This window comes from Mycoplasmopsis edwardii (genome assembly GCF_900476105.1).
Lineage (GTDB): Bacteria > Bacillota_I > Bacilli_A > Mycoplasmatales > Metamycoplasmataceae > Mycoplasmopsis > Mycoplasmopsis edwardii.
This window is the reverse complement of sequence record NZ_LS991951.1, coordinates 415,809-431,708: the sequence shown is the minus strand read 5'-3', so window position 1 is coordinate 431,708 and position 15,900 is coordinate 415,809. Positions and strand designations below refer to the sequence as shown.

Here is a 15,900-nt window from a genome sequence, read left to right as displayed (position 1 = left end):
ATTAATATTTTTAAATATGATTTTTATTTAGTTGATCTTTCAAGGAGTTTTTTATTAAAAATCATTAAAAACTATTTTTTCTTCGTTTTTTGTCTCAATCATATTCATATTCAAAGTACATCTTTTTTATAAAATTCTTTTTGTTTTTACTCGACATTGAACTTAGGTATAAAATCTTCTAGCGATAAAATATACATGTTTTGTTCTTGATTATTATTCTATTTGTCAGAGTATAGTAAATCAATAATATCTCTATAATTGTATTCATTTATTGTAAATGCATCACTGGTTGTCACTAAATAAATAATTTTTTTATATTTTTGCATTATTAAATAGACTTAACTTATATGTATCTAATAAATACTCGTTTTCTTTTTTACATTATTTTTAGGTATCATTTTTTGAATTGATCCTTAATATAATGTTCTTTAAATTCACTATATTTTAGTGATTTTGTTATTTTTCTTATATTTATAACATTAATTAAATAATCATTATCTAATTCAAACATTTGATCATTTTTTTCTATCCATAATTATTTCTCCTTAAATAAACTCAATGAGTATAATAGTTATACTTCAACACATATATAAATTTAAGTAAAGTGATTTAAATCATGAATTTTAGTAATTATTTTCAAAAATATAAATATTAAATTTTTTTTGACTTAATTTTGTTAAATTTTAACTTCAAAACTATTAGACAATTTACTTAAAAAACACTATAAATATACAAAATATATAATCTGTTAATTGTCTTATTAAGTAAATTTTCAATTAATAAAAAGTTTACAATATATATATATTTAAAAAAGAAAAAAAGTTTATAATATTATTGAAATTTTAAATTTATATGAAAGGCAAAAAATGAAACAAGATACAATGAAAAAAGTATTACTTGGTCTTTCTTCAGTAGTATTAGCAACATCAACTGGTGTTGCTGTTTGAGTATTACTAAGATCAAGATGATATAATGAAAAGAAAACATATGAAAAAATTTCTAAACTAGCTAGTGACTTAAATGAACTTTTAATAAATCACCCTGATAGAGAAAAAATTAGAGATCTTTTAAAACTAGAACAAAGTAAAGAAAATAGAATTAAATTAGAAGATGAAATCAAAAAGATGTTAGTTAAAGAAGCTGATGAAAGAAAGAATATTCTTGATCATATTAATCAAATCAATGATCCTAAAAAACGTCAAGCTTTATTAGATGAACTTAAGGAAGCTAAAACTTGAGATGTTCGTTCTGAAATATTAGAAAAAGCCAAAAAACAAATTGCAAAAGAATGAGAAAAGAAAATTAAAGATAAATCTGATTTTGCAAAATCTATAATCGATCAAATTAAAGATGATGCTGTTAAACAAAATCTTTTAGATAGATTATCAAAAGAAACAGAACATGCTGATGAAACATTAACTGATATTGACACAATTGCTAAAGAAGCTCAACAACAAGTTGCAAAAGAAACAAATGATGCAATTGAAGCAATAAAAGCTAAAATGATGGAACTTGCATACCCTGGCGGAGTTAACGCTAACGGTACTCAAGATGTTATAAACAAATTAAATGCAATCCAAAATTCAGATAATGACGATAAAACCAAAATGGCTTTAGCTGAAAAAATAGCAAACACTTTTGATGATCACAACAATAAAATCAAAGAAGTCAAAGTTGAAATTGAAAAGCTTGAACCATCAAAACAACAAGTTTTATTAGATAAATTAGACAATGCCAAATTTTTACATGACGATTTAAATAAAACAAAAGAATTTGATAGTTTATTAAATGAAGTTAAAGCTTTACAAGATGCTGAACTAGCAGAATTTACAAAAGGTATTAATGCATTAGAAAACTTGTCACCAGAAGAAAAACAAGAATTTATTAATTCATTACCTAAAGGATCAAGTGATGCTGACATCAAGAACAAATTGAAAGAAGCATACAAAAAAGATTTAGAAAACTTTATTAAGAAAATGGATTATCCTGCTAAACCAGACTCTGCAGCACAAAATGCTTTAATTCAAGCATTAACAGATAATCCTGACAAATATGCAGATAACGAAAAATACTTAGAAGAATTAAATAGACTTAAAGAACTTTCACAATTAGTTGACAATGCAAATGATAGTTTAAATACAATCGAAGGTGATAAAACCAACTTAACAAATGAATTCAATAATGCTGATACAAAAGAAAAATTAGAAGCATTATTACAACATATTGCTGACGAAAAACATAAAGAAGTATTAGCGGCTAAGAGAGCAAAAATTTCTTCTATTATTGATTCATTACCTTACCCAGAAGGAAGTGAAGCAGCTAAAAATGAATTAAAAGCTGCTTATGCAAATGAAGATTTAACATTTACTCAACTTGAACAAAAAGAACAAGAAATTAGAGAAAAAATTGAACCAAAAGTTTCAGAAGCTAAAAAGAAAATTTCTAAACTTTCTTCTGATGATCAAGCAAAATTAAATGCAGAATTTAAAAATGCTGGTTCTGAAGAAAAACTTGATGCATTATTAGCTAAAATTAATGAAGCATTCAATAATTCTAAAGAAGCTCAAAAATCAGTTATTGATGATTTAACTCACTTAAGCCCTGAACAAAAAGAGGCTCTTAAAAATCAAATTGATCAAGCAACTGATTTTGCTGATATCAAGAAAATAGTTGATAGAGCACAATTACTAGATAAGATTGAAGAAGCAAAATCTATAATTACTCCTGAAAGTTATGCATTAGATGAAAATCCAGAAGTAAAAGCTATTATTGATGAAACAATTAAATCATTAAAGAACCAAATTGAAGGTTTAACTGAAGATCAAGTTGCAGCTAAGAAAGATGAATTAGATAAGTTAAATGAAAAACTTAAAGAATACAAGAACCAAATCGAAGCTTTAACTGAAAATGAAGTTAATAATCCTGCTGAAACAAAAGTTGATTTAGCAAAAGAGTTAGCAAAAATTTCTAACAAAGATCAATTCCCTAACCTTGATTTAGAAATTGCTAAAGCTAAACTTAAAAAAGTTGCTTCTGATTTAGATTACCCTGGTAAACCAAATAATGCAGCAATTAAGGAATTGCAAGCACAAATTGAAGCAGTTACAACACAAGAGAAGCTTACTGAATTAGATAATAGAATTAAAAATGTTTTACCTAACAAAATAGCAGAAGCTAAAGCCAAAATAGCAGAAGTTAGAGATAGTGAAACTACAACACGTAAGCAAGATTTAAATAGACAATTAGATGAAGCTGACACAGATGAAGAATTTGCTGCTTTATTTAAAAATATAGAAAAATACAAAGCACAAGGTGATGCTGAATATTCAGGTAAATTAAAAGAGTGTTTAAAAGAACAAGCAGCTCGTTTACCATACCCAGATTCTAATGCAGCAGCAAAAACAGCATTAGAAAGAAGAATTGAAGAAGAAAATGATATTGCTGAACTTGAAAAATTACAAAATCAAACAATTCCTTCAATGCTTAACAAAATCAATGAGTTAAAAGAAGAAATTGCAAAACGTAGTCCAGAAAATATTGCTAAGTTAAATGAAAAATTAAATAACGCTTCTACACCAGAAGAATTAGCAGCTATAGATGCAGAAATTACTAAAGCAATTAATGATGAAAAAGCAGCAATCGCAGCTAAGATTGATGCCTTAGCACATTTAACACCAGAACAAAAAGATGCAGCTAAAGCTAAATTAGATAATAAAACATATTCAGAAATGGACGATGTTTTAGAAAGAGCTAAAAGAGATAATTTATTAGCATTAGTAAATAAACTTGGATACAACGATTCTGAAACTTTACCTGCTCCAGCTAGAACATCATTGAGAGGTGCAGTTGAAACAACACCTGAAAATGAGTTAGATAATAAATTAACAGAATTAGAAGCTCTTAAAACAGCAATCGAAAATGAAAAAGCTGAAATTGATCAAATTAATTACTCTTCTGATGATGCTGAAGGTAAAAATGATTTAAAAGATAGACTAAACAATTTAACTACAGCTACAGATGTTGCTTCATTAGTAACTCCATCAGAAGTTAATAGCAAATTATCAACTTATAAAGATATTATTAATGATGTTAACAACCCATTAAGTCAAACTCAAAAAAGTGATTTAATTAGTGAACTTGATAAATTACCTAAAAATGGTGCAGAAAGTGCATTACGTAAAGAAATTTTCGATGCTAAGAAAAATGCGGCTATTGCTGCTATAAATGGTTTACCAAGTTTAAGTGAAGAGAAAAGAAATCAATTACTAAGTCAACTACCTTCATGAGAAGAATCTTTAGCAAGTTCAGATATTGACACATTTAAAAACAAAATTGATGAAATTACATCTAAACTTACAGAATCAAGAAAAGAAGATTTAAAAGCAAAAATTGATGCTTTACCATTTACAGGTGATGCAACTGAGACAAAACAAAGCTTAAAGAATGCTGTTGATTCAATAACAAATGAAGCAACTTATAATGCACAAAAAGATTTATTAGATAGATATAAAGATGAATTAGTAAGAACAAAAAATAAAATTAATCAAGTTCAAGACCAAACAGAAAAAGATTCATTATTAGCTGAAGCAGACAAAATTACAAACGCTGATAACTTTAGCTCACTAGATACTCCAATAGCAAAAGCATTAGATAAAGATTATATTGATACTTTAACAAACTTATCAGAAGCAGAAAAGAATGGATTTAAAGATAGAATAAGTGCACAAGATAATCAAGTTGAAAGAAGTAACATTAAAGAAGAAGCAAGAGCACTTAATGATTTAAAAGCAGAAAAAGAAAGACTTAAAGCTATTGTTGACCAAATTGCTTATCCTGATAAAACTGCAGCAGCAAATGCTATAGCAGAACTTAAGAGTCAAATCGATGCTTTAACAGCTGATCAAATTTCTAATAAAGAGCAAGAATTAAATGACCTTAAAGATAAAGTTTCTGCAAAAGTGCAAATAATTAATAGTTTAGGAAATGATTTAAATTCTGAAGCTACAAGAAATGCATTATTAGCTAAGGTTAATGAAGCTACAACAACACAAGCTTTAGATAATTTAGTTCCAGACAATCTAAAAGCTAAATTAGAAGAGTACAAAGCACTAATTGATGGATTAGATTTAACCCAGCCTATTAAAGATGAATTAAAAGCTCTTCTTGCTAAAACAACAAATAGCGGAACAGTAGAGAATAAGGATTTTGCGAACTTAGATCAAGAAATATTTAATAAATTCAAAGACAAAGTAAATGAGTATATTGATTCAGCTGCTCATTTACCAGATAAAGGCGCTGAACATCAAACAATTAATGCATTAACATTAAATAATGGTGATTTATCAGCTGGATTACAAGATCTTAAGAATAGATTAAATGATTTACATAAAAAGAACTATTCTGCACAGATTGAAAACTTACCATTCCCTAAAACAGATGCAGCAGATAAGAATCCAGCTGTAGCAAGAATTAAAGCAGAATATGTAGATAATTTAAATTATGGTGATAACTATACCGATACAGAAGTTAAATTAAATAAACTACAACCATTAATGAATGAAATTAGTGGAAAAATCAATCAAATTAATAATCAAGCAGTAAAAGATGCATTAAATAATTTATTAATGAATGCTTCTACTGTAGAAAAATTAGAAGAGTTAAAAAATAAATTAGATAAATACAAAAGAATAGCGGATAAAATTAGCAACATAAATGACAGTAACATAAACAGAAGAGACTCTTCTTTCAGAGAAACCAGTCAAGCTATTGATCAATTAAAAATCTCATTATATAATGAGTTATCTAGCGCTTCAGATTTAGACGCATTTGAAACAAAAGTTGATAAAGCTATTGAAACTGTTAACCATGCAAAAAGAGCGTTTTCAAATAACAATAGCCAAGAAATTTTAATGATTAAAACTATAGTTGACGAAGTAAAAGTAAGTAATGCTGACCAAATTGAAGCCTTAAACAGAAGAATACCTGAAATTGGCGCAAAAATTCGTAGATTCTGACATGGTGATAGAGGTGATAGAATTAGAGAACAAAGTTCTAACTTATTCGATACCAACGGAAAACAATTTAACTATGATGCATTAGTTCGTAAAATGCGTTCAACAACTGATTTAAATGCATTAGAAGAATTAGTTACAAACGAAGTTGATCTTTATTTAGATGTTATTAATCACAGAATAAAAGAAAAAGAAAACAGAAATAATCTGCCTGAAGATGTTAAACTTTCTATTCGTGAGAAACTTGTATCAGAAACAACAAGACAAAATCGTGCTAATGTAACCAAGTATGTAGGATCAAGAGTTGCTTCACAAGGAAATGTAACAAGTGGATTTTTTGAAGATGCAAGAGCTCAATTGAATGCAATACCAGAATCAAATAGACCGGCATGACAAGCTAGATTTGATGATTTAGCGACATCCAATAATGATAGTGATGTATTAACAAAGATTGATAGCTTTAATAGTGATGCAAGAGCTTTTGGTAACAGGCTTAGACCATCTAGAGAAAAGTTAGAAGAATACAAGAGAACTTATCCAGGTGCAACAGAAACTATTCAAAAATTAGAAAAATTATTAAATAATGCAGCATCAATTAGCGATATGGATCATTTCGATGAAGTATTAGCAAAAGTAACTGCTATAAGTTCAAGTATTAAGAATTTACCATATCCAAACCCAACATCACAAAATGCTACTACAGCAAAAAACACATTATTAAACTCTATTTTACCTAACGTAAATGGACAAAGTAATGAACAACAATTAACTACATTAAAAGCTGTAACTGCAACTAGTTTAGATCCAAAAGTTACAGAAATTAATAATTTATCACAAGCTATACAAGCTGAAAAAGATGAGATTAATGCTCTTGATGCATATTCTACAGGTGCACAAGCTTTAACCAACTTGAAAAATGAATTAGATAAAGCAACAACTGTTGCTCAAACTAATGTAGTTCCTGCTGATTGAAATGCAAATGTAAATAAATATAAAAACTTAATTTCAACTAAATTTGCTAACCACAACACAAATGGAGAAATTAATAATTTAAACACAAGATTAAACCAAATGATTCCAAATGAGTTAGATGCTAACAAATTAGCAGATAATACTGATGTAACATATGGCGAAAACAATATGAGAAAAGAAATTGCTAATGAATACAGTAACTACATTAATAAGAAATTTAATGATAGTAATTTAAGCAATTTAACTCAAGCTCAAAGAACACAATTCACAAATGATATTAACTCTTTAAAATCTGATGATAAAATTAACTCTACAACAAGTTTTGAAAACTTTAAAACAGAAGTTATTGACAAAATGGATGAAAAACTAAATGATGCTATGATTACTAACTTTACAAATTTAGTTAATGGCATTCCAGAACTTTCTCAAACTTCAAAAAATAACATTATTAATAGTATTGTTAAACCAAATGAGAAAAACACAATCGAAACAAGAAAACAAAGTGTTCAAACACAATTGAACAATTTAAGTAATAAAGTGACCGATATTATAAGAGAAATTGAAGGTATTTCAGACTTTAATAAAAAACAAGCGTTTTATTTTGAATTAGCTGATGTTGATACACAACAAAAAGCAGATGCTTTATATAACAAGATTAGACAATATAAAACTTTAAATAAAACAAATGCACAAAATGCTATTAATGCAATAGATGCAGCACATAGAGGTGACTTACAAAGTAGACTTGATGCTGCTACAGAACAATCAACAGTTGATTCCATTGAAAGAGAAGCTCGTTTAGTTGCAGCAAAAGTTGACGCTAAGAAATTAGTTAACGCAATGACATATCCAAATTGAAGTACTAGTGTAAATAATACTGCTGCACCGAAATCTGGAGTTACTAAATTGAATGAAAGTATTGACGCTGCAACATCAGTAGATCAAGTTAATAATTTAAAAACTACTATCCAAGATGTAAGAGCAGCATTAGATTCAACAAAATCAGAAATTAATTTATTAACTTATGATTATGATAAAAATGAATTAAACAATGAATTATTTGCAGCATCAACTGTTGCTGAAATGAATACAATTAAAGGTAAAGTTTTAAATAAAGTAAAAACTGAAGTAAATAACAGAGTAGAGAGAGAATTAAGAAGAGCTGCTCAATTAATGAGGCCTTCTGATAATACTTCAAAAACTATGACTCGTTCTGAAGAATTGTATCTTGAAGCTTTCAAACGAGAAGTTAATGCAAAAACTTCAGTTAATGATGTAAGAACAAAAGAATCAGATTTTATTTTCGGAAGATTTGTAGATGCTGTAAGAATGAGAGCTATTGTTTTATCAATTCATAAATACTTCTCAGGATCATACAGATTCGCTGGTGATAGAGATAGAAATGACTGAGTTAAAAAATCTGAATTTTTAAGAAATTATGTAAGTAACTATAATTACAACGCTAGAGGATTTACCGAAAGCGCAAATTCAAGAACATTATTTAATTTTGTAAAAGAATATGCCCCAGAAGCTCAACCTTCAATTGCATTACAAGGAACAGAATATGATAGAAATATTAGAAAATCATGAAACTTATCAGCTCAGTTTGGTGTTACTATAAGATATGAAGCTAACTCAGATGATAATGCAATAAGATCAAAAATAAGTTCTTCTATTATTACCAAAGCAATTGAAAAAGTAAGAGCAAAAGATGATTGATCAATTGACAAGAAATATGATGTAATTTACAAGTTAACAAGTATAGTTTCAGATAATTCAGGTAATGTATATAATAAACTCGTAAACTTAAGAGATAATGACCCAGACTTACGCCCTCTTCTTCAAGGAGATGGAAAATATGGTTTTGATAGAAGTGGTCATGTATATCAAGATTCATTAATTGAAGGAAACTATAGAAGTTAATTATTCAACTTTAATAATAATTATTTATAAAAACAACAATCAATATTAATGATTAGACTGGGAAAAATCATCCGGACACTTCCGGGTGATTTTTTCACAAATTTAAAAGGAGAATATTTATGAGACATTTAAAAACAGAAGAATGAATAAAAATCTTTAACGCATATGACGACTTCAAAAGTCGCAAGATCAGTAAATTTGAATTCAAACAAATTTCTTTTTCTATTAGACACAATCATTGGAGTAAAGAATCATTAAGAAGAATGTTGAAAAAAAGAAAAATGTATAATTTAAATATGAATATTCAGTCTAAATCTGGTAAAGCAAGCAAAAAAGGTAAAGGTGTAGGGAGAAAGAAAAGGAAAGTTCTCGACTATACATGAATTGATACCCTAAAAGATGATGAAAAAGATGCAGTAATAAAATATTACTACAGAATTTTTAATGAAAATAACATTGATGCTGATATCAAAAATATTAAAGAAATAGAAAAACTTTCATCGAAAAACATAGCAAAGATTTTATTAATAGCAAGATCAACATATTACGAAAAGTTAAAAGTTAAGAAAGTCGAAAAACAAAAACTTATTAAACACGAAGAAGTTATTCGTCAAAGTTTTGTGGATAACAAAAGGAGATATGGCAGAAGAAGATTATCCAAATATTTATTTTTAACTTATAACATTGAAGTGAACCCAAGAACTCTTGGAAACTATATGAAAAGATTAAATTTATTCACTTTTGTACGTAGAAAAAAGAGACAAAAAGAACATAAAAATACTAATGTTAAGTTTACAGATTTGGTTCAAAGAGATTATAATTCAAGGAATAATGTAATTTACGCAACTGATGTAACTTATATACCAGCTCCAAAAGACATTAATCAAAATCATATTTACTTATCAGCTATAATTGATCATAAAACAAAGTTTGTAACATATGAAATATCATTAAATAATGATACTGAATTAGTTTTAAATAATATTAAAAATACAAAATTTAAAAATAATTTTATTTTGCATTCAGATCATGGTTTTGCATATTCTTCAATCGATTATATTGATAAAATTAAATCTTTAAATGGAAAGATTTCAATGTCTAGAATTGGTAATAGTTTAGATAATCGTGAAATTGAGTATTTTTTTCTCGATACTTACAAGCGAAATTTTTCCTGATTTTTCTATGAAGTGTCGTCAAATGAATTTTGATGAATTATCATATAAAATTAGTGAATTTGTAAATTGATATAATTATAAAAGAATAAAATTGTAAAAACAAAATCCTATCCAGATTCAATTTTTGGTTAAATCCAAGAATTGAATCTGGATAGGATTAAAGTGTCCGAAAAAATTTTACCTGTTTAGATTGTTGTTTTTTGTTTTTTGATGTACAAATAATTAGCATTTTTCAAAAAAGTTTAATTTAAAATTTAATGCAACAAGTTTCTAATATATAATTAACTCAATAAAAAAATGTATATTAATAAAATAAAAAAGGAGATAATATGAAAAATAAATTATCAAAAATTATTTTAACTACTACATTAGGTTTTATTCCTTTATCTGTAACTTTATCATGCACACATGTTGACCAAATAAAAGCATTAACAAAAGTTAAAGAAGAAGTCAAAACAAGAGCCAGAGCAAAATTAAGTGCTGCTGCTGGATTACTTCGTCCAGAAGATGATGCTTCAAAAATAATGACTCGTTCTGAAGAAATGTATTTAGAATGATTTGATAATGAGGTTAATAGATTAACAACTATCACAGATATTAGAAACAAGGAAAAAGATTTCATTTTTAGTAGATATGCAGATTCTATAAGAATGAGAGCTATAGCATTATCTTTACCTAAATATTTTTACAGAGATTTTACATTTGGTAATTGAGGATCAAAGTCTGATATTGCGAGAAGAGATTGTGAAAAGCTTGTTACTGAATTGAGAGCATATGCAGGTAATTATCGTTTTAGTGCAAAATATGATAGAAAATTAAGATCTGATGGAAAAGATGAAAGAACTTTAATTAAACTTGTTCAAGAGTTAAGTGATGACATGGAACCAAGAAATAATTCGGCTTATAATTTCTACTATGAACGTCTACACAAGGCATGAAATATTACTGCTCAATTTAAGTATTCAGTAAGATTTTCGGGTGGTAATGTAGATAACTCAACAGATAATGTTAGAAACAAAATTAGCCTTTCAATTATCACAAAAACATTAGATAAAATAAAAGCAAAAACAGATTGATCAATCGATAAGATTTATGAAAATGTTTATAAAATTACAAATCTTCAATATGATAATAATGGAAGTGTATATGATAAATTAATAAATCTTAAAAACACCGATCCTGATTTAGGACCTTTATTAAGAGGGAACGGAAGAATCGGATTTGATGAAACTGCACAAGTATGAGAATTATCATATAATGAAGCAAATAAGAGAAATTAATTTTTTAACTTTCTAAAATATAAAAAATAATAGTTATTTTCATTGAAAGCAACTGTTATTTTTTTTATTAAATTTAAATATCTCATTATTATTTATTTATAAAAAAATAAAGATGACAACAATATTGGAAAAATAATTATTGGATAACTTTTATATATTTCGATGTGAATTTTTGCTTGAATTTTTATACTTTAATATATAAAATAGTGACTTTAAAAAATTCAAGTATTTTTAAATACAATTCTATGCTTATATTTATGATTTTTGATTTATTTTTTATATTGTTTTCTTTGTTTTTTGTATATTCATCTAGAACATTATATAGAAGTTATAGATAAGCTTTTTATAAAAAAATAGTAATTATAAACAGGGAAAATTTTTTCGGACACTTTAATCCTATTCAAATTCAATTCTTGGATTTAACCAAAAATTGAATTTGAATAGGATTTTGTTTTTACAATTTTATTCTTTTATAATTATATCAATTTACAAATTCACTAATTTTGTATGATAATTCATCAAAATTCATTTGACGACACTTCATAGAAAATCAGGAAAAATTTCGCTTTTAAGTATCGAGAAAAAATACTCAATTTCACGATTATCTAAACTATTTCCAATTCTTGACATTGATATCTTTCCATTTAAAGATTTAATTTTATTGATATAGTCTATTGATGAATATGCAGAACCATGATCTGAATGTAAAATAAAATTATTTTTAAATTTTGTATTTTTAATATTATTTAAAACTAATTCAGTATCATTATTTAATGATATTTCATATGTTACAAATTTTGTTTTATGATCAATTATAGCTGATAAATAAATATGATTTTGATTAATGTCTTTTGGAGCTGGTATATAAGTTACATCGGTTGCGTAAATTATGTTATTTTTTGAATTATAATCTCTTTGAACCAAATCCGCAAACTTAACATTAGTATTTTTATGTTCTTTTTGTCTCTTTTTTCTACGTACAAAAGTGAATAAATTTAATCTTTTCATATAGTTACCAAGGGTTCTTGGGTTCACTTTAATGTTATAAGTTAAAAATAAATATTTGGATAATCTTCTTCTACCATATCTCATTTTGTTATCAGCAAAACTTTGACGAATGACTTCTTCGTGTTTAATATATTCTTGTTTTTCAATTTTTTTAACTTTTAACTTTTCATAATATGTTGATCTGGATATTAATAGAATCTTTGATTTATTACTTGATGAAAGCTTTTCAATTTCTTTAATATTTTTAATATCAACATCAATGTTATTTTCATTAAAAATTCTATAGTAGTATTTTATAACCGCATCTTTTTCATCATCTTTTAAGGTATCAATTCACGTATAGTCAAGAACTTTCCTTTTCTTTCTACCTACACCTTTGTCTTTTTTACTTGATTTACCAGTTTTAGATTGAATATTCATGTTCAAATTATACATTTTTCTTTTTCTCAACATTCATTCTAATGATTTGTTATTTCAATAATTTTGTCTAATTGAAAAAGAGATTTGTTCGAACTCAAATTTACTAATCTTGCGACTTTTGAAGTCGTCATATGCGTTAAAGATTTTTATTCATTCTTCTTTTTTTAAATGTCTCATAAATATTCTCCTTTTAAATTTGTGAAAAAATCACCCGAAAGTGTCCGGATGATTTTTCCCAGTCTATTATGCGTTTTAATTACTATTTTTTATTTTTGTGAAATGTAAATCTTATTTAACTAGTAGTTTAAATTCTATGTAGTTTCCATTAACTACTGAGCTTACTTGTTTTTCAGAATCTTTTGTATATGCTGGTTTTATGTACATTTTAAATTTAATAAAATTATTTTCACCTAACTGTACTTTTTCAGCTTTATAAATTCCGTATCTTACATTTGAACGTTTAATAATAGGATCATAATTGTTTTGTGTTATTGAAACTATATGATCAATTTGTTTTTCTAAGTTTGTTAATGACATTAAAACTTTTCATTTTTCTTCATCGTTTGTTTGTGTGTTTATTTCAGATAATATTTCATCTGAATTTTTATTTAAATCTTTTCTAAATCCAAAATTATTATTAAATGCGCTTATGTTGTTGTTTGAAGCTAATTCTAAAGCATTTTTTATGTTAGTAAATAAATCACTTAAACCTTTGTTTGTATAGTTATTATATCCACCTAATCAAACAGGAACTACAGCATTTTTATATTTAGCATCAAAATTGCTTGTATTAAATCAATAAAGAATCTTGTATTGTATATAACCTAACATTGCATATGGTGTTGTTTGCTCTATACCAAAACCATTTTCTACGTCTAAGTATTTAACAAAAAATATTTTAAAGTTCGAGTTTTGTGCGTTCATTAAACTTTCGTCTATATTAATAAATTGTGCCAAAGTTGGATCTGTTATCTCTGTTATTATTGACGGTTTTCCACCTAAAGATGTATCTAAGTCACCATGATTTATTTTTGATTCGTCATTTTTAAAAGCGTCATCAAAATCTTTTGTTGATTTTGTTTTTCCTGTTTCAGAAATTGTTATTAATTCAGCAAATAATTTTGTATTTGTTTTATTTGCGACTATTCATGATTGAGAGTATAAATTGTTAAAACTAATAACTTTTGTATTAGAATAATTGCTACCACTTTTAAGTTGCAATTGTAAATTTAAAGTTCCATTTAAATCATCTATATTTGATCATTTTGACTCATCTATAACTAATTCAATGTCATAATCTTTTAAATTATAATTTGATATATTTAAATTTGATTCTAGTAATAACGTTTTTAAATTAGTTATTTTGTGTTTAATTCTAGAAGCTCATCATTTTTTATTTAAATTTATTGTGGTTATATTAGTTAATATATTATTTAAGTTTTCAACAGATAAAGTTTGTTTTGTTTGAGAAAGATTAGTGTTAAACTCTTGATTATATTCAACATTTTTATTTAAGAATGATATTCCTTTTATAGTATATGTTGAATTTTCTTCTAAGTCATAATAAATATATTCAATACTATTATTTTCAATATTCTTTTGCTTTAAATCAATAAAAATCTTTGTTGTATCTTGTTTTTGAATTACTAATCTAGGACTTTGGTATTGTTGTAAAAACTTAGAATAATCATTGCCATTTAAATTAACTATTATTTTTTTGCCAATTTTATTTTCAGTATCTGAAATTAATACACTTTTAATAAAAATATCATTATTTAAATTTGTGTTATTTTCTAATGAAACACTTAAATTATTATCATTTGTATAACTGAAAATTCTATTATCGTCTACCATAACTTGTGAAACTGTATATGTAGCTCCATATTCAACATTATTTAAATGACTTTTTCATTTTGAATCTGAGTTATCAAATGTTAATTGTATATTAGATAATCAACCATTTGATCCTGTTATTCTAGCATTTACAGATTTAGAAGTTTCTATTGTTTCAGATAAATTAAGCGAAATATTTAAATTATTTTCACGATTTACTATATTTAAAGAATTAAATGTTAATGCGTTATTTGTTGTATTAATATTTGTTTCTATTCCATCATTAATTGTTATTGTTTTTGATACTTCATTATTATTGTTAACTAATAATATTTCCTTTAATTCATATGATTTATCCACTAAAAATCCATCTGCAAATGAATCAATACTATCACCGTACTCTTCATCATCATATTCATCCAAAATACTGAATAATATATTATCAAAATCAGGACTCATATTAGGCATAAGTGTAAATGAAATATAAACATCTTTGTTATCTGTATTATTAAAAACTTTTAACATTGCGTTAGTTGATGTTGTTATTTCAAAATTTGAAATATCAAATGATAATGAAGCTTTTTTAGAATCGCCTTCAAAAATTAATTTATAGTCAAAATTTGTTATTTTTGTTTCCTTCACATGTTCTAAAGTATTGAAAGAAGTATTTTTATTAGTAATATCTATATTTTTTCCATTTAATGAAATTCTTGTTAATGAAATGTTTGAATTACTATTTAAATCTATTAATTTAACTTCTAAATAATTATTCGCTTGATCGTAATCATCAATTAAAATATTTTTATTTTGACCATCATTATATTCAATAAGAAATCTTTTATATAGAGGGTTAGCTAATTCATAATTAGAAAATGTTATTTTTACATTTGCTGTATCATTAGTAATATTTGAAAAAGTTATTTCTGAAATTGAAAAATTGTCTTCTCTATTTTTATTTAATTCTTCATTATTTTTAATTTCTTCAGCTTCATTTTTTATACTTTGAATATCGCTAATTGTTAATTCATCTTTTGGTTCGTTTGAATCAGCTTTCTTCAATTGCGTTAGTAGTCTTTGTCTTTCTGTATTATCAGTAATTGAATCAATAACTGCTTTAGCTTCAGTGTAAGCTTGTGATCTAGCTGCTTCTTGTCTTGCATAACTTGAAGAGATTTCATTTTCTATTTCTTGTAAGTTATTTGTTGTTCTTTCAGAATCATTATTGCCGTTCATTAAATTATTAACTCTATCAATAAAGTTTTGTCTTTGTTGTGGATT

At 25.8% G+C, this 15,900-nt stretch carries 5 protein-coding genes; 3 read left to right on the top strand and 2 right to left on the bottom strand.

Features of this window, described 5'->3' with window-relative positions:
- The first annotated feature begins 866 nt into the window (after positions 1-866).
- The 3 genes from D2846_RS01880 to D2846_RS01870 all read left to right on the top strand — a co-directional run bounded on the left by D2846_RS01880 (position 867) and on the right by D2846_RS01870 (position 11,361).
- Complete coding sequence (locus D2846_RS01880) at positions 867-8,906, top strand: GA module-containing protein (RefSeq protein WP_117275300.1); 8,040 nt, start codon at positions 867-869, stop codon at positions 8,904-8,906.
- 119 nt (positions 8,907-9,025) lie between these two features.
- Positions 9,026-10,129 carry an IS3 family transposase gene (locus tag D2846_RS01875; RefSeq protein ID WP_223211498.1) on the top strand — a complete coding sequence of 368 codons (1,104 nt, stop codon included), beginning with the start codon at positions 9,026-9,028 and terminating at the stop codon, positions 10,127-10,129.
- A gap of 281 nt (positions 10,130-10,410) precedes the next feature.
- Complete coding sequence (locus D2846_RS01870) at positions 10,411-11,361, top strand: hypothetical protein (protein ID WP_117275298.1); 951 nt, start codon at positions 10,411-10,413, stop codon at positions 11,359-11,361.
- A 486-nt stretch (positions 11,362-11,847) separates the two neighbouring features.
- On the opposite strand, the gene D2846_RS01865 is transcribed toward D2846_RS01870, so the two are convergent.
- Both D2846_RS01865 and D2846_RS01860 read right to left on the bottom strand, forming a co-directional pair.
- Positions 11,848-12,966: an IS3 family transposase gene (locus D2846_RS01865; protein ID WP_223211497.1), complete on the bottom strand. Its 1,119-nt coding sequence runs from the start codon at positions 12,964-12,966 to the stop codon at positions 11,848-11,850.
- A 111-nt stretch (positions 12,967-13,077) separates the two neighbouring features.
- Complete coding sequence (locus D2846_RS01860) at positions 13,078-15,855, bottom strand: hypothetical protein (RefSeq protein ID WP_117275296.1); 2,778 nt, start codon at positions 15,853-15,855, stop codon at positions 13,078-13,080.
- Positions 15,856-15,900 lie beyond the last annotated feature (45 nt).